The organism is Photorhabdus kayaii, assembly GCF_025384895.1.
Classification (GTDB): Bacteria; Pseudomonadota; Gammaproteobacteria; order Enterobacterales; family Enterobacteriaceae; genus Photorhabdus; species Photorhabdus kayaii.
Genome location: NZ_JAJAFZ010000018.1, coordinates 36080 through 57360 on the forward strand (window position 1 = coordinate 36080; position 21281 = coordinate 57360).

At 44.5% G+C, this 21281-nt stretch carries 20 protein-coding genes; all 20 read right to left on the minus strand.

The genetic code is table 11. The features are described 5' to 3' along the window. Positions 1 to 129 precede the first annotated feature (129 nt). The 20 genes from ybeD to miaB all read right to left on the minus strand — a co-directional run bounded on the left by ybeD (position 130) and on the right by miaB (position 21094). Positions 130 to 393: a DUF493 family protein YbeD gene (ybeD, locus tag LGZ98_RS09145; RefSeq protein ID WP_112878070.1), complete on the minus strand. Its 264-nt coding sequence runs from the start codon at positions 391 to 393 to the stop codon at positions 130 to 132. Between the two features lie 157 nt (positions 394 to 550). Beyond that, positions 551 to 1762: a D-alanyl-D-alanine carboxypeptidase DacA gene (gene dacA / locus LGZ98_RS09150; RefSeq protein WP_113040961.1), complete on the minus strand. Its 1212-nt coding sequence runs from the start codon at positions 1760 to 1762 to the stop codon at positions 551 to 553. Positions 1763 to 1923: 161 nt separating this feature from the next. Next, entirely contained in the window at positions 1924 to 2922 is a 999-nt protein-coding gene (rlpA, locus tag LGZ98_RS09155) for an endolytic peptidoglycan transglycosylase RlpA (protein ID WP_113040915.1), read from the minus strand. 13 nt (positions 2923 to 2935) lie between these two features. Beyond that, entirely contained in the window at positions 2936 to 4048 is a 1113-nt protein-coding gene (gene mrdB, locus LGZ98_RS09160) for a peptidoglycan glycosyltransferase MrdB (protein WP_112895025.1), read from the minus strand. Positions 4049 to 4056: 8 nt separating this feature from the next. Beyond that, positions 4057 to 5952, minus strand: a complete 1896-nt coding sequence (gene mrdA / locus LGZ98_RS09165) for a peptidoglycan DD-transpeptidase MrdA (protein WP_113040916.1) — start codon at positions 5950 to 5952, stop codon at positions 4057 to 4059. Positions 5953 to 5992: 40 nt separating this feature from the next. Beyond that, a complete protein-coding gene (gene rlmH, locus LGZ98_RS09170) occupies positions 5993 to 6463 on the minus strand; it encodes a 23S rRNA (pseudouridine(1915)-N(3))-methyltransferase RlmH (protein ID WP_113040917.1) in 471 nt (156 codons plus the stop codon). Between the two features lie 2 nt (positions 6464 to 6465). Beyond that, the gene (gene rsfS / locus LGZ98_RS09175) at positions 6466 to 6792 is read right to left on the minus strand and encodes a ribosome silencing factor (RefSeq protein ID WP_191214694.1); all 327 of its coding nucleotides are present in this window, start codon (positions 6790 to 6792) and stop codon (positions 6466 to 6468) included. Between the two features lie 98 nt (positions 6793 to 6890). Next, on the minus strand, positions 6891 to 7568 hold the full coding sequence (nadD, locus tag LGZ98_RS09180; RefSeq protein ID WP_113040918.1) for a nicotinate-nucleotide adenylyltransferase: 678 nt from the start codon (positions 7566 to 7568) through the stop codon (positions 6891 to 6893). Next, the gene (gene holA, locus LGZ98_RS09185; RefSeq protein ID WP_113040919.1) at positions 7552 to 8592 is read right to left on the minus strand and encodes a DNA polymerase III subunit delta; all 1041 of its coding nucleotides are present in this window, start codon (positions 8590 to 8592) and stop codon (positions 7552 to 7554) included. Before holA ends, nadD begins: the two co-directional genes overlap by 17 nt. Next, positions 8589 to 9137 carry an LPS assembly lipoprotein LptE gene (gene lptE, locus LGZ98_RS09190; RefSeq protein ID WP_113040920.1) on the minus strand — a complete coding sequence of 183 codons (549 nt, stop codon included), beginning with the start codon at positions 9135 to 9137 and terminating at the stop codon, positions 8589 to 8591. The genes holA and lptE overlap by 4 nt, the downstream gene beginning before the upstream one ends. Positions 9138 to 9150: 13 nt before the next feature. After that, complete coding sequence (leuS, locus tag LGZ98_RS09195; RefSeq protein WP_113040921.1) at positions 9151 to 11733, minus strand: leucine--tRNA ligase; 2583 nt, start codon at positions 11731 to 11733, stop codon at positions 9151 to 9153. A 162-nt stretch (positions 11734 to 11895) separates the two neighbouring features. After that, on the minus strand, positions 11896 to 12621 hold the full coding sequence (locus LGZ98_RS09200) for an amino acid ABC transporter ATP-binding protein (protein WP_113040922.1): 726 nt from the start codon (positions 12619 to 12621) through the stop codon (positions 11896 to 11898). After that, positions 12621 to 13295, minus strand: coding sequence for a glutamate/aspartate ABC transporter permease GltK (gene gltK, locus LGZ98_RS09205; protein WP_112878081.1), 675 nt, complete (start codon positions 13293 to 13295; stop codon positions 12621 to 12623). Before gltK ends, LGZ98_RS09200 begins: the two co-directional genes overlap by 1 nt. Continuing rightward, positions 13296 to 14036 carry an amino acid ABC transporter permease gene (locus LGZ98_RS09210; protein ID WP_262977996.1) on the minus strand — a complete coding sequence of 247 codons (741 nt, stop codon included), beginning with the start codon at positions 14034 to 14036 and terminating at the stop codon, positions 13296 to 13298. Positions 14037 to 14169: 133 nt separating this feature from the next. Beyond that, on the minus strand, positions 14170 to 15063 hold the full coding sequence (locus tag LGZ98_RS09215) for an amino acid ABC transporter substrate-binding protein (protein ID WP_113040924.1): 894 nt from the start codon (positions 15061 to 15063) through the stop codon (positions 14170 to 14172). Positions 15064 to 15643: 580 nt separating this feature from the next. Further along, positions 15644 to 17173, minus strand: coding sequence for an apolipoprotein N-acyltransferase (gene lnt / locus LGZ98_RS09220; protein ID WP_113040925.1), 1530 nt, complete (start codon positions 17171 to 17173; stop codon positions 15644 to 15646). A 7-nt stretch (positions 17174 to 17180) separates the two neighbouring features. Continuing rightward, complete coding sequence (corC, locus tag LGZ98_RS09225; RefSeq protein WP_113040926.1) at positions 17181 to 18062, minus strand: CNNM family magnesium/cobalt transport protein CorC; 882 nt, start codon at positions 18060 to 18062, stop codon at positions 17181 to 17183. Positions 18063 to 18134: 72 nt separating this feature from the next. Further along, entirely contained in the window at positions 18135 to 18602 is a 468-nt protein-coding gene (gene ybeY / locus LGZ98_RS09230) for an rRNA maturation RNase YbeY (RefSeq protein ID WP_113040927.1), read from the minus strand. Beyond that, the gene (locus LGZ98_RS09235; RefSeq protein ID WP_191214707.1) at positions 18599 to 19576 is read right to left on the minus strand and encodes a PhoH family protein; all 978 of its coding nucleotides are present in this window, start codon (positions 19574 to 19576) and stop codon (positions 18599 to 18601) included. Before LGZ98_RS09235 ends, ybeY begins: the two co-directional genes overlap by 4 nt. 87 nt (positions 19577 to 19663) lie before the next feature. Further along, positions 19664 to 21094, minus strand: a complete 1431-nt coding sequence (gene miaB / locus LGZ98_RS09240) for a tRNA (N6-isopentenyl adenosine(37)-C2)-methylthiotransferase MiaB (RefSeq protein ID WP_113040928.1) — start codon at positions 21092 to 21094, stop codon at positions 19664 to 19666. Positions 21095 to 21281 lie beyond the last annotated feature (187 nt).

Sequence of the window (21281 nt, forward strand, 5' to 3'; positions counted from 1 at the left end):
GATAGCTATAAGATTTGGTCAGTATAACCCTCAGAAGAGCTTCTCACCAGTTTAGTGCACCTGAAACTGTAGTATTCCTGATAGATAAAGAATCCCCTGTGAAATTATAGGGGATTTCTCTAATGTGTATTACAATACTACCCGTACCAATTCAAGGTTACCTAATTCTTCATACAGCGTTTCTACTTGTTCAATATGAGTCGCATTGATAGTAATGGACACTGAGTGGTAGTTACCTTTGCTGCTTGGCTTCACTTGTGGAGAGTAATCGCCCGGCGCATGACGTTGAACCACTTCAACGACCTGATTGACTAGCTCAGACTCCGCCAAACCCATCACTTTGTAAGTGAATGAACAAGGGAACTCAAGCAGTTCATTTAATTTCGTTTTCATGGGCGCTCCTGTTTTGCTTTCCGCGATACGTACGGTCAGTTTCTTCTGTAAAATTTGATACTTTCCTCCGCCTTAAAACGCGGAGGTGCTTATTGCGATCGGGCAGTAGTCCGATTCGCTTTGATGGACTCTGTTTATCGCTTCATTATCTCAAGAATTAGCCAAACCAATGATGAAATAGTAGCTTGATGTAATCGATAAAGCGGCCGAAGATGCTGCCTTCTTTTACTTCATTCATGACGACTAAAGGCTGCTGTTCAATAGTTTTGCCATCAAGTTGAAAGTTGATAGTACCTACGACTTGATTTTTCGCCAGTGGTGCATGTAATTCACTATTATTCATGACATAGCTGGCTTTCAGATCTTTCAGACGACCACGGGGAATAGTTAGATAAACATCTTTATCAACACCTAATTGAACCCTATCGTTATCTCCAAACCAGACTGGTTCAGAGGCGAATTCTTTGCTTGCTTTCAGAGGAGCAACAGTTTCAAAGAAACGGAAACCCCAGGTCAGCAGTTTCTTACTTTCTGTTTCACGGCCTTTATGAGTGTGGCCTCCTAATACCGCAGAAATCAGGCGCATATCGCCTTCCGTTGCAGAAGCAACTAGGTTATAGCCCGCTGCGCTAGTGTGACCGGTTTTAATACCATCGACATTCAGGCTCTTATCCCACAATAAGCCATTACGGTTTGTCTGGCGGATATTGTTGTAGGTAAATTCTTTCTCTTTATAGATGGTGTACTCTTCAGGAACATCACGGATCAGCGCTTGACCAATCAATGCCATGTCACGGGCAGAGCTGTATTGGCCTTCTGCATCCAGGCCATGAGCGGTTTTGAAATTCGTATTCTTTAATCCAAGCGATTTCACATAACCATTCATTAAATTAACGAAAGACTCTTGGCTACCGGCAACATAATCTGCCATTGCAACACAGGCATCGTTACCGGATTGCAAGTTTATACCGCGGGATAACATAGAAACCGAGACCTGATCGCCTGGCTTGAGGAACATCAGGGAAGAGCCTTTAAATACCGGATTACCGGTTGCCCATGCGTCAGTGCCAACAGTGACCATATCATTTGGGTGGATTTTGCCTGATTTGATTGCTTGACCAATAACATAGCTGGTCATCATTTTTGTCAGACTGGCAGGATCACGGCGTGCATCTGCATTCATCTCAGCCAGCACTTTGCCTGAGTTATAGTCGATAAGGATATAAGCTTCCGCATCAATCTGAGGCACTCCTGGGATCATCGTTTTCAGGTTGACATCATTCCCATTGGCAAAGGCAGAAGCACTTATTGCCAGCGCAATACCCAAGGTGGTGCTTTTTATAAAACGAGAAGTGGTTGTATATTTCATGGTTAGTTTGACAACATCCGTGAGAAAAGATTGATATCGAGCCACATCATAGCAAATGAAAAAAATACTGACATTGCCAAATTTTGACAAGACTCAGGTTTACATTTTTTTACTCCTCTTACTGATATTTGAATCAAAGTGAGATATCAGTAAGAGAACGATTAAGGACTGACGATAAAAGAAGATTGCTGTATCTGGTCAGCCAGTTTTTGTTGTAAATCGGCAGCTTGCTGGCGATTGTTGAATGGCCCTAACTGTACACGATAAACGTTATTATATTGAGTTACGCGGCCTTGAACATTAAAGCGTTGCGCCAGTGTTTGTTGCCACTCTTTTGCTCGTTGCTCACTGCTAACAGCACCAACTTGAACTATAAAACCATTTGTTGAGGCGGCTGTTGGCGTTGTGACTATTGAAGTACTGTTTGTAACAGGCTTAGGTGGTTGCAGCTTCATTGCGGGGAGCTGTTCAGTCGCTTCCGGTTGTATCGTCAGTTTCATCGGCTGATTTGTTAAGGGCTGGCTGCTAGTCTGATCAGGGATATTCTCCATTGTTGGTGTTCCTAATGGACTGGTTGTCAGCGTTGGTCTACCCGGTAGAGCATAACTCTGTTTAACTATCTGGCTGCCAATGGTACCGGGACCGGATACAGAACCGTCCTGGGCAACCGCAATAAAATCAACCTTAACTTTGGTACTTTGAGTTAGGTTTAACCGTTCAGCGGAAGCCTTCGATAGATCGATAATTCGCCCTGGTTTATAAGGACCACGGTCATTGACTCTAACAATCATCATGCGGCCATTGCTCAAGTTGGTCACACGGACATAACTTGGAATTGGCAGGGTAGGATGGGCGGCTGTCAGAGCATAAGGATTAAAACGTTCACCAATTGCGGTCATTTTGCCGCTAGATTCTTCACCGTACCAACTAGCGTAACCTGTCTCACTAAACTGAGAGGGGGCTTGCACAATGTGATAAGTATGTCCGTTCATCTGATAATCATCATTGGCGCTAGGATGATAAGGCTCATAACGAGGTTCTGCACCCAGAACATCCTGCGTTGGTACTACGGGTAACGGGGCAGGTTTTTGTTTGTCAGGAGTAGTACAGCCAGATAGCAGGGCTGCAATCATGCCGAATATAAGCCAGTGTTGACGCATTGAAACCTCTTCTCTATAAACTTTTGGACAACAATTTTCTGTGTGTGTGAATCGACATGATAATGCCGAAACCCGCCATTAAGACGATTAACGCAGAGCCGCCATAACTGACAAATGGCAAAGGAACGCCTACTACAGGCAGGATACCACTCACCATGCCAATATTGACGAAGATATAAACAAATAGAATTAACATTAGGCCGCCAACCATAACCCGACCAAAAGTGTTCTGTGCTCTGGTTGCGATAACCAGCCCACGAGTAATTAATAACATATATAATGTTAATAATAGTAGTACGCCAATCAAACCAAGTTCTTCTGACAGTACGGCAAATATGAAATCTGTATGACGTTCTGGCAGAAATTCCAATTGAGATTGTGTTCCTAATAGCCAGCCTTTACCTGATAAACCACCGGAGCCAATCGCGATTTTTGATTGAATAATATGGTAACCCTTACCTAGTGGATCGCTTTCTGGATCAAGTAGCATCATGACGCGATCACGCTGATAGCCATGCATCAGGAAGAACCACAAGATGGGGATAAAACAGGTTAACAGTAGAGCGGCGATACCGATCAACCTCCAGCTCATGCCCGAAAGGAACAAGACAAACAGACCAGAAGCCGCGATCAGTATTGAAGTCCCTAGGTCTGGCTGAGCGGCAACCAGTAAAGTGGGCAGAAAAATGAGCATCAGAGCGATAGTCGTATTTTTCAGTGATGGGGGGCATAAATCGCGGTTCATAAAACGTGCGATCATCAGAGGTACGGCTATTTTGGCAATCTCTGAAGGTTGGAAGCGGATGATCCCTAAATCTAGCCAGCGTTGGGCACCTTTACTTATTTGGCCGAAAGCATCGACAAAAATCAGTAAAATGACACAAACAATATAGAGATGGGGCGCCCAGCTTTCATAAACTCTTGGTGGAATTTGCGCCATGATGAGCATGACAACCAGTCCAGCACCAATTTGGCCAATTTTGCGCTCCATCATACCCATATCTTGACCGCTGGCACTCCACATAACAAAAGCGCTGTATATCAGCAATGCTAAAATGCACAGGAGTAACGGTAGGTCGATATGTAATCTGGTCCAGAGAGGAACCCTTTTTTGGTTTTCTGTCATGGTGTTAATCAGTCACTTTCTGTTCCGGGAGGTGTAGGGACAGCATTCGGCAATGTTGTGTTGTTATCCCCTAATAGTACATGGTCGAGGATTTGGCGAACAAGGGTTCCCACTGCTGGACCTGCACCACCATTCTCTAAAATAATGGAAAGGGCTACTGTCGGATTTTCATAAGGAGCGAAAGCGATCATCAGCTTATGATCCCGTAAATGCTCAGCAATTTTACTGGCATTGTAGGTTTCATAACTGTAGACCTGTGCTGTTCCTGATTTGGCCGCTGCTTTGTAAGGCGTGCCGATAAAACTCTTGTGGCCGGTACCGTTTGGCAGGTTAGCAACACCGTACATACCGTTTTTTGCTAATTCCCAATATCCTGAATGGATATCACCGATCTGAATATTTTCTATTTGTTGATAAGGGATCATCTCACCTTTCAGCTTTTTGCTTAGCAGAAGATGTGGTGTTTTTACATTACCGTCGTTAATTAAGGTTGTCAGCGCTTTTACCAGTTGAATGGGGGTTGCTGTCCAATATCCCTGGCCGATACCCACAGGAATGGTATCTCCTTGATACCAAGGTTTTTTATATTTTCTTTGTTTCCATTCGCGGGTAGGCATGATACCGGTGCGCTCTTCGGCTAGGTCGATGCCAGTATGTTCGCCATAGCCAAACTTGGTCATCCATTCAGATAGACGATCAATTCCCATATCATAGGCTACTTGATAGAAGAAAGTATCCGCCGATTCTACAATGGCTCTGTGTGCATTGAGACTACCGTGCCCCCAACGTTTCCAGTCACGGTAGCGTTTTTCTGAACCCGGTAATTGCCACCAACCCGGATCAAAAATAGTGGTATTTTTATTGATAACGCCTGTACTTAGTGCTGCGACGGTAATAAAAGGTTTCACTGTCGAAGCTGGAGGATAGATTCCTTGAGTAGCACGATTAATAAGCGGCCTATCAGGATTGTTTAATAGCTCTTGGTAGCTCTTATTGGAGATACCGTTTACGAATAGGTTTGGATCATAGCTTGGGTTAGATACCAGTGCCAGAATTTCCCCATTCCGTGGATCACTGACAACGACCGCAGCGCGGCTGGTTGTGAGGAGTTTCTCAATGTAAATCTGCAATTCGAGATCGATAGTTAGGTAAATATCTTGTCCGGCCTGTGGTGGTTGTTCATGTAATTGGCGTATCACCCGGCCTCGGTTATTCACTTCGACTTCTTCATAACCCGTTTTGCCGTGTAAAACAGTTTCATAATAGCGTTCAATACCCAGTTTGCCGATATCATGGGTAGCGGCGTAATTAGGTAAAATACCTTCTTTATCCAATCGTTCTACATCTTTATCATTAATTTTAGCAACATAGCCGATGATATGTGTCAGTGCTGAACCATAAGGATAGAAGCGGCGTTGGTAGCCTTTTATTTCAAAACCAGGGAAACGATATTGGTTAACGGCAAAGCGTGCTACTTGAATATGATCAAGTGAAGTTTTCAATGGAATAGAGGTAAAGCGGCGCGAGCGTTTACGCTCTTTTTCAAAATTGGCAATATCTTCGTCAGTCAGATCGATAACATTACGTAAATCATTCAGCGTTTGCTCAAGGTGTTCTACCTTTTCAGGTATGATTTCCAACTGATAGATAGTTCGATTAAGTGCCAATGGCGTGCCGTTTCGGTCATAAATGATCCCGCGGCTTGGCGCAATTGGAACCAGTTTAATACGGTTTTCGTTTGAGCGGGTTTGATAGTCTTCGTGGCGGGTGATTTGTAAATGGTAAAGATTGGCCATCAGGATACCAGTCAGTACCAGGATGATAATAAACGCCACCAATGCGCGGCGAGCAAATAGGGCTGATTCAGCCGTATAATCACGAAAAGGGGTACGTTTATTCTTCATCCCATTGCCAGAAATTCGCTTTTATCCGTTGATAACCAAATTATTCCCGATGATAGGGATGATTGGTCGTAATACTCCATGCCCGGTACAGGCTTTCCGCAACTAAAACTCGCACCAGAGGATGGGGTAAGGTTAGCGGTGACAGTGACCAGCTTTGTTCTGCGGCAGCTTTACATGCCGGAGCGAGACCTTCGGGCCCACCTATCAACAAACTGACATCTCTACCATCCCGTTTCCAATGTTCAAGCTGTTGCGCCAATTGAGGCGTTTCCCAGCGGGAACCCGGAATGTCCAGGGTGACAATACGGCTGCCTTTGCTGACAGCGGCCAGCATTTGTTCGCCTTCTTTTTCCAGAATGCGTTTAATATCCGCATTTTTCCCCCGTTTGCCAGCCGGAATTTCTATCAGGTCAAATGGCATGTCTTTGGGAAAACGACGCAAATAATCTGTAAAGCCGGCCTGTATCCAGTCCGGCATTTTTGTACCTACAGTGATTAATTGCAGCTTCAAACTCAGCTCCAGAGCTTTTCGAGTTCGTACATGCGGCGGCTCTCTTCTTGCATGACATGTACGATAACTTCACCGAGGTCTACGACAATCCAGTCAGATACGCCTTGTCCTTCAACGCCAAGTGGGATCAGGCCGCTCGCACGACAGTCATCAACCAGATTATCTGCGACAGACATCAGATGGCGGTTGGAAGTTCCGGTGCAGACAATCATGCAATCGGTAATACTTGATTTCCCTTGGACATCAAGGGAAACAATATCCTGTGCTTTGGAGTTTTCAAGCTTATCAATAACAAACTGTTGGAGTTCTTTACCTTGCAAAAGGCTCATCCTTATTTTTTATCACAATTGATTAAATAGTGCGGAATAATAGCATGTCAGGTCACTTAAGGGTAAGTCAACTAAGCGACTAATCGAGGCAGATTCCGCTATTGGCGATATAACCCCTGTGAATCTATATACTTTTGTACTGAAAGGGGGAGTAAATCGTCACAACTTAACCCTTGCTGGTGGCGTTGACGGATGTCTGTTGCTGAGATCGACAGCAGAGGTGTATCTGCCAGATAGATATAACCGTTAGGTTTACTGCCAAGCTGGCTTGGATCGCAGATTTGATGTTTTGTAAGCCATTGTTGCATTTCAGTTGTGGAAAACTGAGTTTGATAACCAGGACGAGCACAAACTAGCAAATGGCAGAAACTCAGTAGTTCTGACCAACGATGCCAAGTATGCAGTGATAACAAAGCATCCTGGCCGATTATAAATGCTAGTGGTTGTTTGTTACCAAGTTCCTGACGGAATGACTCTAGCGTATCAATTGTGTAAGAGGGGATAGTGCGCTCCAGTTCACGCTTATCGACGGTAAACAGTGGGCTATCCTGTATTGCCAGTTGTACCATTTCAAGCCGCTGTTGTGCAGTGGCTTCCGGTTGTGGGCGGTGTGGGGGGACGTGATTTGGTAGTAAAATCACTTGATTCAGGCCAGTTTGATATGCCAGGGTTTCAACTGGTTGTAAGTGCCCGTAATGGATGGGATCGAATGTTCCACCAAATAATGCTTTAATAACGGGTTGTTTCGGGCAAGTAGAATCAATGGTATGAGGCATTAAAAAAGCTCTCAGGTAAGGTTTTTCCACATAACAGCATGGAAAGAGTTTCTAAATCTGACCAAATAGACTGGCCGTAATCCTGTTTGATCTGGCGTTCCATCTGTACAAGTAAATGAATTGCTCGCTGCAAATCATGTTGAGTGAGACGTTGCAGTGCGCTTGTCAGTAATGGACGGCGGTTTTGCCATACCCGATGCTGATCTAACAGTGTTTTCATCGGGGTTGTGGTACTTTGACGTTTCAGAGTGAGCAGCAGCAGTAATTCACGCTGTACGGTACGTAATAGAATAACAGCTTCGCAATCTTCCTGTTTTAACTGTTTCAGAATATGCCAGGCTCGTTTTGCTTTACCTGATAATAGCGAGTCTACCCAGTGATAAGGTGTAAAATGAGCCGCGTCATTCACCGCATTTTCGACACGATGTAAGGTTAGTTTACCGTCTGGGTATAGCAGGGAAAGTCGCTCAAGTGCCTGAGCTAACGCCAGTAAATTTCCTTCATAACAATAACACAGGAGTTGATTGGCTTGTTCTTCCAGTGCCAATTTCATGGCTTTGGCCCGGTGTGCAACCCATTGCGGCAGACGGTTCTGTTCGGGGGGCTGACAACTGACATAAACACCATTTTTTCCTAGTATTTTGAACCAGTTACTGTTCTCCTGAGCCTTGGTCAATTTCAAACCGCGTAGTATTAGCAGTATATCTGGGTGAAGTAGTCCTGCCAGTTTCACCAGTTGTTCGGCTATGGTTGTGTTAGGGCCATTTTCCGGCAGTAGTAAAGTGAGTGTTTGACGGCTAGCAAACAGACTTAGTGACTGACAAACACTGAATATCTCATCCCACTCGGTGTGATTATCCAGTGTATAGGTGAAGTGTTCAGTGAAGGCGTGTTTTTCAGCAGCCTTGCGGATATGATCCTGGCTTTCCTGTAATAGTAGGGGTTCATTACCCCATATTAGATAACAGTTTCGCAGCCCCTCATTGAGCTGCGAAATCAGTTGTTCGGGATAGAGTTTGATCATTGTGCTTGCGCAGCTTGCTGTCCCACCTGTTTTTCTCTGGCTTTCTGCTTTTCTGCGTTGTGAACGGTCAATAACTGGCGAACTAACCGGCGAGCAGCTTGTTCGCGCATTTCCTGATTGATTATCTCGTTTTCAGCATCTTTCGCCAGGGCCTCTAATGGGTTGTCGAAAAAAGAGCGGTCAACCCTGGATCGCAGCGGGTATACGCTACCGTCTGGCATAATAACCTGAGCATCGACATTCAGTGTCAATTGACGTTCAGCCGCCTTACCATCTTGGAAAATAGAGACAGTATCTTTATTTTCAGAAGAGTTAATTAACTTCAAAACAGGAACATCAGCGCTACCATCCTCAAGGATAGTGACATTATTCAGACGAAGCTGTTGGCGAACGGAACGGGCCAGTGGCCCATATGGGTCACTGCTTGTTAATTGCAGCTTTTTGAGTTCAGGTGGCACCTGGGTGGTACCGCGCAGATGAAAACCGCAGCCAGCGGTGACCAGCACCGCTAACCCCAGCAACAACGCTAAAATACGATGTCGCACATTGCCTCCTTTATCAGCCGACGACCAGATTCAGCAGTTTGCCTGGTACATAAATGACTTTGCGAATAGTGACGCCTTCAAGATATTTCGTCACACCATACTCTTTTGCTGCCATATCATGAACATATTCTTTAGTCGCCTCAGCTGGCACAGTAATACGACCACGCACTTTACCGTTAACTTGAATGACGACTAACTTGGTATCGTCAACCATTGCTTGTTCATCAGCTTGTGGCCAATCAGCCGTATCAATATCACCTTCACCTCCCAGAGCTTGCCACATAATAAAGCAAGCATGGGGAGTTATTGGTGACAACATACGGACAACTGCCAGCAGAGCCTCTTGCATCAGAGCGCGATCCTGTTCAGTTTCCTGTGGTGCGCGGGCCAGTTTATTCATCAATTCCATTACGGCAGCGATAGCAGTATTGAATGCCTGGCGGCGACCGACATCATCTGTGACTTTAGCAATGGTTTTGTGCAGATCTCGGAATAGATCTTTTTGTTCCATTGTCAGGTTTGTGATGTCTAGCGGTTGAGTTGCCCCTTTGCTGCTATGTTCATAAACTAGGCGCCATACACGTTTCAGGAAGCGATTTGCCCCTTCAACACTGGATTCTTGCCATTCTAGCGTCAGCTCTGGTGGAGCCGCGAACATCATAAACAGGCGAACGGTATCAGCCCCATATTTTTCTACCATCAATTGTGGGTCAATACCGTTGTTTTTGGATTTAGACATTTTGCTCATGCCGGTATAAACCAGTTCATGGCCTTCTTTATCCGTCGCTTTAATGATTCGGGTTTTATCATCACGCTCAACAATAGTATCAGCTGGGGAAACCCAGATTTTTTCACCATCTTTGCCGATGTAATAAAAAGCATCGGCTAGAACCATGCCTTGACATAACAGGCGCTTAGCAGGTTCATTGGAATTGACCAGGCCAGCATCACGCATCAGTTTATGGAAGAAACGGAAATACATCAGATGCATGATAGCATGTTCGATACCACCGATGTATTGGTCAACTGGCAGCCAATAGTTAGCTGCTGCTGGATTGAGCAGGCCCTTGTCATAATCTGGACAGCTGTAGCGAGCGTAGTACCAGGAAGACTCCATAAAAGTATCGAAGGTATCTGTTTCACGTAGTGCTGGCTGGCCGTTAATAGTGGTTTTCGCCCACTCAGGATCAGCTTTAATTGGGCTGGTGATGCCGTCCATTTTGACATCTTCTGGCAGAATAACTGGCAGTTGAGCTGCTGGAACCGGAACAACTGTGCCATCTTCCAGCGTTGCCATTGGAATAGGAGCGCCCCAATAACGTTGACGAGAAACTCCCCAGTCACGCAGACGATAGTTGACTTTACGCTTACCTACGCCCATTTCCACCAGTTTATCAGCAATAGCATTGAAACCATCTTCGTGATTCAGACCGCTAAATTCACCGGAATTAAACAGGATATTCTTATCTGTTACAGGCGCTTCATGGACGTTTGGTTCATTGCCTTCGCTATCCAGAATAACGGCTTTTATTGGCAGGTTATATTTTGTCGCAAATTCCCAGTCGCGTTGATCGTGACCAGGCACTGCCATGACAGCACCGGTGCCGTATTCCATCAGGACGAAGTTTGCAACCCAGATTGCCACTTTTTCTTTGGTCAATGGATGAATAGCAAACATACCGGTTGCCATGCCTTTCTTCTCCATTGTTGCCATATCTGCTTCTGCAACTTTGGTATTACGGCACTCATCAATGAAAGCAACCAGTTCGGGGTTATTTTCTGCTGCTTGTTTTGCCAGAGGATGACCTGCGGCAACCGCAACATAAGTGGCACCCAGGAACGTATCAGGACGAGTGGTATAAACGGTCAGCTTCTCCTGACTATCAGCCACATCAAAAGTGATTTCTACCCCTTCAGAACGACCAATCCAGTTGCGCTGCATGGTTTTGACTTGTTCAGGCCACTCTTCCAGCGTATCCAGATCATTTAACAACTCTTCGGCATAATCAGTGATCTTGATAAACCATTGCGGAATTTCTTTACGTTCAACTTTGCTATCACAACGCCAGCAGCAGCCATCGACCACTTGTTCATTAGCCAGAACAGTCAGATCGTGGGGACACCAGTTAACTGCGGAGGTTTTTTTATAAACCAAGCCCTTTTCATACAATTTGGTGAAGAACCACTGTTCCCAACGGTAATATTCCGGGGTACAGGTTGTGACTTCACGATCCCAGTCGTAACCGAAGCCCAGTGTTTTCAATTGACCTTTCATATATTCAATGTTGGCGTAGGTCCACGGAGCAGGTGCGGTATTGTTTTTGACCGCAGCACCTTCCGCAGGCAGGCCAAACGCATCCCAACCGATAGGTTGCAGGACGTTTTTACCAAGCATACGTTGATAGCGGGAGATAACATCGCCAATAGTGTAGTTACGTACATGGCCCATGTGTAGTCGACCAGAAGGGTAAGGTAGCATGGACAGGCAGTAATATTTTTCTTTGCTGTTGTCTTCTGTCACTTTGAAAGTTTGCTTCTCTTGCCAGTGAAGCTGAACTTGCGGCTCTATATCTTCTGGACGGTATTGTTCTTGCATGGCACCGATGATCCTATGGTGAGTAAAAAGCTACGTTTGTAGCAATCATTTAGTTGGTAAAATATGAGGTCGGCATAGCATATCTGATTTGATATATAAGAAACAGAGGTTATGAGGGAAAATCCGATGGCGACGGGAGCCACCACCGGGGATGAAATGAGGTTAGTGAAGAATTTTAGCTAGAAATTCTTTGGCGCGATCTGATTTTGGATTCGCAAAGAAATCTTCTTTTTTGCTATCTTCAACAATTCTGCCTTCATCCATAAAGATAACTCGGTTGGCTACTTTACGAGCGAAGCCCATTTCGTGAGTAACAACCATCATGGTCATCCCTTCATTTGCCAGTTTAACCATGACATCGAGCACTTCATTGATCATTTCAGGATCGAGTGCGGAGGTAGGTTCGTCAAATAGCATAGCAATTGGGTCCATACAAAGAGCACGGGCGATTGCTACACGTTGTTGTTGACCACCGGAAAGTTGAGACGGGAATTTATCCGCTTGGCTGGCAAGCCCAACGCGTTCAAGTAATTTCAACCCCTTTTCTTCCGCCGCTTTTTTATTGCGATTAAGCACTTTAATCTGCGCTAGAGTTAAATTCTCAATGATGGATAAATGGGGGAAAAGCTCAAAATGTTGGAACACCATGCCGACTTTAGAGCGTAGTTGTGCCAGATTGGTGTTTTTATCATTAACTTTAATGTCATTAACCAGAATTTCACCCTGTTGGATGGATTCCAGGCCATTGACCGTTTTTATCAGGGTGGATTTGCCTGAGCCAGATGGGCCACAGACCACAACGACTTCACCTTTTTTAACTTCAGTTGAGCAGTCGGAGAGAACCTGAAATTGGTCATACCACTTGGATACATTTTTCAGGGAGATCATCAAACAGTCCTTTTCTTCAAATAGTTAACCAGCATAGATGCGGCAATACTAATAATAAAATAAACCAAACCAGCAAATAGGATCATTTCGACCTGAGTGCCATCACGCTCACCGATATTTGCCGCAGTACGGAAAAAGTCCGCTAGACTGAGCACATACACCAATGAGGTGTCTTGAAACAGTACGATACCCTGAGTCAGTAACAGCGGGGTCATCGCACGGAATGCCTGAGGCAGGATAACCAGCCTCATACTTTGCATTGGTGTCATACCCAATGCCAGTGCTGCCGAAGATTGCCCGCGGGAGATACTCTGAATTCCCGCCCGGATAATTTCTGAATAATAAGCAGCTTCGAAAAAGGCAAACGCTACCATAGCTGAAATTAAACGAATATCAGTCTTTGGAGAAATCCCCAGAACGTTTTGCACCAGGCTAGGCACAATCAAATAGAACCATAACAGTACCATAACCAATGGTACAGAACGGAACAGATTGACATATAAAGTGGCAAACCAGCTCAATATTTTTACCGAAGAGAGGCGCATAACAGCCAGTACAGTTCCCCAGAGAATACCGACAACAACAGCAATAATCGTGATTTTTGCGGTAATGACTAAGCCTTGTAGCAGAAATGGGATACTGGGGATAATCGAACTCCAGTCAAACTCGTACATTTATTGACCTCCAATATTACCCGGTAAACGCACTTTTTTCTCAAGCAAGTGCATGGCAAGCATAATCACCAGATTGATTCCGATATAAGCTAGTGTAATCGCCGTAAATGTTTCATAAGCATGTGCTGAGTAATCAAGTAACTTACCTGCTTGTGCTGCCATATCTACCAGACCAATAGTGGAGGCAATGGCGGAGTTTTTCACCAGATTCATTATTTCTGATGTCATGGGTGGAATAATCACTCGATAGGCATTGGGTAATAGGACATAGCGATAGGTTTGTGGCAGAGTTAGCCCCATTGCCAGCCCTGCCGCTTTTTGACCGCGTGGTAGTGATTGTATGGCGGCACGAACCTGCTCACACATCCGAGCAGCAGTGAAAAGACCTAAACAGACAGTGGATGAGATAAAAAATTGGATATTAGGGTCCAGTTCAGTTTTAAACCACAGACTGATTTTTTCTGGTAGTAGTTCAGGTACAACCAGATACCAGATAAAAAATTGAACTATCAATGGTACGTTACGAAAGAGCTCAACATAACAGGTACCTATTCCAGATAATATTTTATTGGGAACAGTGCGTAAGATGCCGAACAGTGAGCCGACAATGAAAGCGATAATCCAGGCGCAGATAGACACGGCAATCGTCACCTGAAATCCAGCTATCAACCAGCCTAGATAAGTCGTATTGCCGAAAGGGGCAGCTTGCAAAAAGATGCCCCAATTCCAATCGATTGACATAATAATACTCCCTGTTAGGGTGTAGCTTGATCCCCTGAAAACGATTGATTGGCTGAGAAAAAAAAGCGAGGTAGGGAACGGCCACCTCGCACCCTGTGATGCCAATCAAATAGTCATTTTTCTAATTATATTTCTAGTCAAGTGCCTTATCATTTGGCGATTTAAATAGTGCTTTCATTTCATCAGACAAAGAGAAATTCAAGTTCAAGTTCTTGGGTGGAATGGGGTGTTTGAACCAGCGCTCAAATGATTTCTCTGCCTCTCCGGAGGTTTGCGCTTGAACAATGGTCTCATCGATCAGCTTCTTGAATTGAAGATCGTCTTTGCGTGATATGCAACCATAGGCTTCTCTAGATTGAGGTGTACCAACAATTTCCCATTGATCAGGTTTTTTCGCTTTAGCGCGTTCACCTGCTAGTAGTGCATCATCTACCATAAAGGCGATTGCACGGCCAGATTCCAGAGTACGGAATGAGTCACCATGATCTTTTGCACTGATGATGCGCATTTTCATGTTTTTCTCATCGTTGAGTTTATTCAGCAATATTTCAGAAGTCGTACCTGCTGAGACAACGACATTTTTACCTGCCAAATCTGGGAAATCTTTTATACCGGAACCTTTTTTAGTCAGCAAACGCGTCGTAATAATAAAGATGCTGTTAGAGAAAGTGACTTGTTTCTGACGTTCAAGGTTATTGGAAGTGGAACCGCATTCGAAATCATAAGTTCCATTTTGTAGCAATGGGATGCGATTTTGCGAAGTCACGGGTATCAATTTTACTTGCAGATTTGGCATGTCCAGTTTTTTCTTCACTGCTTCAACAATCAGATTAGAATAATCCTGAGAGTAGCCGACGACTTTTTGATGGTTATCGTAGTAAGCAAAAGGTACGGAGGATTCACGATGTCCCACAATGATCACACCATCATCTTTAACCTTTTTCAGTGTTCCCGTTAATTCTTCGGCTTGAGCAGCCCCCGCGATGCCAAGTAACATCATGGTTAATACTAGGTTACGCATACGCATATATAACTCCTTTAATGTGGCTATCGTTTGCGATGTTGTGTTTGCAAAAGACTCTCTGGGATTTGTTTTTTATCGAGGATCATTTGCTGTTATATGTACATATAGTGTTAAAAAATAGTACAAAAGGGTTAGATAATGAAAATGAATTGTTTCTATTTCGGGAGCTGTCTCGCACTATAAATGAACAATGTTGTTTATCTTGCACAATAAAGATACGTGATTATCATTTTTTTGGTGCATGTTCCCATTTTTTATTAGTGAAACAGCTATTTTCCTTTTCATTCATAGATATAGCAGCAATTAGCGTGCCAAAATAATAAAGAAGGGTAAAATTAATACCAATAAGTTGTTTAAGTAGGTTATTTGTATAACATAGAGTGATATCAGTTATTGAGAGTTGGCATAGTTGATTATTAACCATGCCAAATTATTTTAGGATGGGTCAACGATTGAATTGGGCAAGGTATATTTCATACTAATCGCCAGACGATTCCATAGGTTGATAAGGCCGATTAATAATGTTAAATCGACAATCTCAAGGGAGCATTTTTGCTCCCTTTTGGCTATATGGATATTTGGATTAAGATTTACGGCGGTTATACGTTAAGGCAAACAGGGCAAACAATACGGTAATTATCCATACCGGCCAGTTACCCCAGCGTGCATAGGGTGTTATCCCGGTTGCAGGTGTCACTTTAGCTACCAAAACATTACGGGTAAATTGTGGAAGTGCTGCTTGCACTTTTCCGTCCGGGCGGATAACGGCTGTAATGCCGTTATTGGTACCACGTAGTAACGGGCGTCCTAATTCAAGGGAACGCATGCGCGCCATTTGGAAATGCTGCCAAGGGCCGATTGAACCACCAAACCAAGCATCATTGGAAACAGTGAGTAAGAATTCGGTATCCGGCTTGAAATTCGCACGAACTTGTTCACCCAGTGTGATTTCATAACAAATAGCAGCCGTCAGGTTATATCCTGCAACAGAAAGCTGCGGTTGAATGTAGTTGCCACGGCTGAATGAAGACATGGGTAAGTTGAAGAATGGCGCCAGAGGCCGGAGTAGGGATTCCAGCGGGACAAATTCACCGAATGGTACCAGATGATATTTATCGTAGCGAATAGCTGCTGGATATTGATAAGGTCTTTTATCGCCGAGGACAATCACGCTATTATAGATTTTATCACTGTCGCCAACGGCTCTTTCATCGACAATACCGGTAATAAGGCTGGTATGTTGATTACGTAATAGCTCATCCAATTTTGTTAGAAAGTGGCGTTGATAACTTTCCAATGAAGGAATAGCGGATTCCGGCCAGATGATTATCGGTATTTTACCGATGTATGGCAGGCTGTTGCCCATGTAAATGTCTATAGTTTCGCTGAGCATTTTAGGGTCCCATTTCAGGGACTGTGGAATATTTCCTTGAACTAGCGCTACATCAACGGTTTTTTCAGGTTGTAGGCTGTACCATTGATAATGACGCATAGGCAATGGTAACAGTAGAATGACGATAGCGATAATACCCGCGACAATTTTCCGGTGTACCACAGCCAGAACGAATAACCCACTGATAGCCATTAGCAGGAAAGTGATTGCTTCAACACCGAAAATTGGCGCGATAGCCTTCATCGGACCATCTAATTGACTGTAACCGAATTGTAGCCAGGGGAAACCGGTTAGAATCCAGCCTCGCAGGAATTCTGTGAGTTGCCATAATACAGGTGCCGCTACAGCCAGCCTCAACCCGTTCGTTTTTGCGAAGAAACGATTGAGTAAGCCAGCGAATAAAGCAGGATAGAGCGAGAGATAGGCGGCAAGTAATATGACCAGCAGAATATTGACTGCTGTTGGCATGCCACCGAAATTAGCAATACTGACATACACCCAGTTTGTACCACTGCCGAACAGACCGAACCCCCAACAAAAAGCAATAAATGCCGCTTGTCGGGGTGTTCTGTTTAAAGTCAGAAGTTGTAGTCCAAACAGGGAGATAATCGCGGCGGGCCAGAAGTCAAAAGGCGAAAAAGCCAGTGTTCCACTGGCTCCAAAAAACAGTGCCAGTAAGGCGCGCAGCCGCTGGCAATTTAATAATGAAGCTTTGTTCATTCAGATTTTATTCTTCTTCAAGATTAGGTATTGGCGCATCGTCCGGTATCGTAACATAAACCTGAATAATCCTTCGGCTGTCGGCCATAGCAACTTTAAAGAGATAGCCGTTGATATCAACGGACTCTCCTCTGGCGGGTAAATGACCGAATGCCTGCATAACCAGACCGCCAATAGTATCCACTTCTTCATCACTGAATTGGGTGCTAAAGGCTTCATTAAAGTCTTCAATCTGAGTCAGCGCTCGTACCGTATAGGTATGACGGCTCAAAGCACGAATATCGACATCTTCTTCTTCATCGTATTCGTCTTCAATTTCACCGACGATCAGTTCAAGAATATCTTCGATAGTGACTAGGCCCGATACACCACCAAACTCATCAATGACGATTGCCATATGATAACGTTGAGAACGGAATTCTTTCAGCATGCGGTCAACCCGTTTACTTTCAGGTACAACGACAGCCTGACGCAGAACCTTATCTATGCTGAATGGTGGGGCATCGGTGCGCATAAATGGCAATAGATCTTTTGCCATTAAAATCCCTTCAATATGATCTTTATCTTCACTGATCACAGGGAAACGAGAGTGAGCCGAATCGATAATTACATCCAGACATTCGTCCAGGGTTTGGTTACGTTTTAAGGTAACGATTTGAGAACGGGGGATCATGATATCCCGGACACGCTGATCGGAAATATCCATTACCCCTTCGAGCATATCGCGGGTATCAGGATCAATCAGATCGTTTTGTTCAGAGTCACGGATCAATTCCACCAGTTCATCACGGCTTTTTGGCTCACCATGGAAAAGCTGGTTAAGAAGAAGAGTGAAAAACCCTTTCTTAGGGCCAGGGTTGTCGTTATTTGAAGGATGGTCGTCGCTCATGGAGTTTTAATGAAAATTTCCCATTAAATAAGTTATTGTTGGTATTTTTTAGCATAAAAATGGTACGAATGGTTACTCTTTTTCTGCAAGATAGGGGTCAGTATAACCTAACTTTTGCATAATTTCTGTTTCCAAAGATTCCATTTCTTCAGCTTCATCATCTTCGATATGGTCATAACCCAGCAGATGTAGACAGCCGTGGACAACCATATGCGCCCAATGTTCTTCTATTGTTTTTTGTTGCTCCTCCGCTTCTTTTTCAACGACTTGACGACAAATAATTAAATCGCCAAGCAGGGGTAAATCAACCTCTGGTGGTGCCTCAAATGGGAAAGATAACACATTTGTTGGCTTATCTTTACCACGGTAGGTCAGATTTAAATCGTGGCTTTCTGCCTTATCAACAATGCGGATAGTGACTTCGCTTTCAGATTGAAATTGAGGTAAAACCCCGTCCAGCCACCGCTGGAACAGGGTTTCTTCAGGAAGACCTTGTGAATGCTCACAGGCAATTTGTAAATCAAGTATTACTGAACTCATTGTGCTTCCTGCTTGCGTTGTTCACTGAGTGCCTGTTTGCGTTTTTGCTCGGTTGCTTCCCACTCTTCATAGGCAATGACAACTTTGGCAACAACAGGATGGCGGACAACATCATCACTGTGGAAAAAGTTGAAACTCAGCTCGCCGACGCCTGATAGAACTTCAATGGCATGGCGTAGGCCGGATTTTTGCCCACGAGGCAGGTCAATCTGCGTAACGTCACCGGTAACAACCGCTTTGGAGTTGAAGCCGATACGGGTCAGGAACATCTTCATCTGTTCGATGGTTGTATTCTGGCTCTCATCCAGAATAATAAAAGCGTCGTTCAGGGTTCGTCCTCGCATATAAGCTAATGGAGCAACTTCAATAACGTTACGTTCGATCAGCTTCTCAACTTTTTCAAAGCCGAGCATTTCAAACAAAGCGTCGTAGAGTGGGCGCAAGTACGGATCCACTTTTTGGCTCAGGTCACCCGGTAGGAAACCCAATTTTTCGCCTGCTTCGACGGCCGGACGGGTTAGCAGGATACGGCGAATCTCTTGTCGTTCCAGTGCATCAACCGCAGCTGCAACGGCCAGGTAAGTTTTTCCTGTGCCTGCGGGGCCAATCCCGAACGTAATATCGTGGCTAAGAATATTGGCAATATACTGTGCCTGATTGGGCGTACGTGGTTTCACCATGCCGCGTTTGGTGCGAATATTAACGGATTTACCGTATTCGGGTATGCTCTCGGCAGTTTGCTCCAGAACCCGGCTCTCGGTAATTGCCAGATGAATCTGTTCTGGCTTGATATCTGGGATCACACCACGGACAGGGGAAGTTTCCGCATATAAATGCCGTAGGATATTGGTGGCTGCGCTAACGTACAGCGGTTTGCCCATCAGTTTAAAACGGTTATCACGACGGTTAATTTCAATACCTAGCCGACGTTCAAGCTGTTTCAAATTGTCGTCAAACGGACCACACAGGCTCATTAGGCGCTGATTGTCGGCGGGTTCGAGGAAAATTTCCTGAGTTGCTATTTGTGAATGAATTTGTTGAATCACTGATTATCTCTATATTTATGGCTGATAAGTGCCGACCCCGATTTCATCTTCTTTACGGGTACGGGCTATAACGGACTCAGGTGATTCGTGTGTACGAAGATCCATTTGATCTTCGGTACGGATAACTTTACCGCGTAGTGAGTTGGCGTAGACATCAACAATTTCAACATCAACGAATTTGCCAATCATATCAGGCTGGCCTTCAAAGTTGACAACCCGATTGTTTTCGGTACGGCCAGAAAGTTCCATCACATTCTTACGGGAAGTTCCTTCAACCAGAATACGTTGTACACTGCCCAACATAGCACGGCTGTAGCTCATAGCTTGTTGGTTGATACGTTGTTGTAACAGGTAAAGTCGCTGTTTCTTCTCTTCTTCGCTGACGTCATCAGGCAGATCGGCTGCCGGCGTTCCCGGACGAGCAGAATAGATGAAGCTGTAGCTCATATCGAAATTGACATCAGCGATCAGTTTCATGGTTTTCTCGAAGTCATCTTGGGTTTCACCTGGGAATCCGATAATGAAGTCAGAGCTTATCAAGATATCAGGACGTGCTTTACGCAGTTTGCGGATAATGCTTTTATACTCAAGGGCTGTGTGGGCACGTTTCATCAACGTTAGAATACGGTCCGAGCCACTTTGCACCGGTAGATGTAGGAAGCTAACCAATTCCGGTGTATCTTCGTAAACAGCGATAATATCGTCTGTAAACTCAATTGGGTGGCTAGTCGTAAAGCGAATACGGTCAATACCATCTATAGCCGCTACCAAACGAATTAACTCAGCGAAAGAGCAGATATCACCATCATAAGTGGCACCACGATAAGCATTCACGTTTTGACCGAGAAGGTTGACTTCACGTACGCCTTGAGCGGCAAGTTGAGCGATTTCAAACAGAATATCATCACATGGGCGGCTAACTTCTTCTCCGCGAGTATAAGGTACGACACAGAAAGTACAGTATTTGTTGCAGCCTTCCATAATAGAAACGAATGCAGACGGACCTTCAGCACGCGGCTCAGGTAGACGGTCAAATTTCTCGATTTCCGGGAAGCTGATATCAACAACCGGGCTGCGGGTGCCTTTCACCTGGTTGATCATTTCAGGTAAACGGTGCAATGTTTGCGGCCCGAAAATGATATCCACACATTGAGCGCGCTGACGGATGAAATCTCCTTCCTGAGAGGCTACACAGCCACCGACTCCAATGATGATATCAGGATTAGTATCTTTTAGGTTTTTCCAGCGGCCTAATTGATGGAAAACCTTTTCCTGTGCTTTTTCGCGGATTGAACAGGTATTCAATAGCAAAATGTCTGCTTCTTCGGCGACATCGGTTAACTGATAACCGTGAGTACTTTCCAGCAGGTCGGCCATTTTAGATGAATCATATTCATTCATCTGACAGCCCCAAGTTTTAATATACAGTTTTTTTATCGTCGACATTTTCTTGTGCATCCGAGCTTTCTACCGCGCTGAAAAGTGTTATTACACGGCAAAAGCAATTGTGTATTAGGCATAAAGTTGTCGGATATTGTAGTCATTTGCAGGAGCAGTGACCAGACTGTTAAACAGGATATTCTCTACCGGAGAATTAAAAATTCGGTACACTGTACTAATCAATGGGTTAATA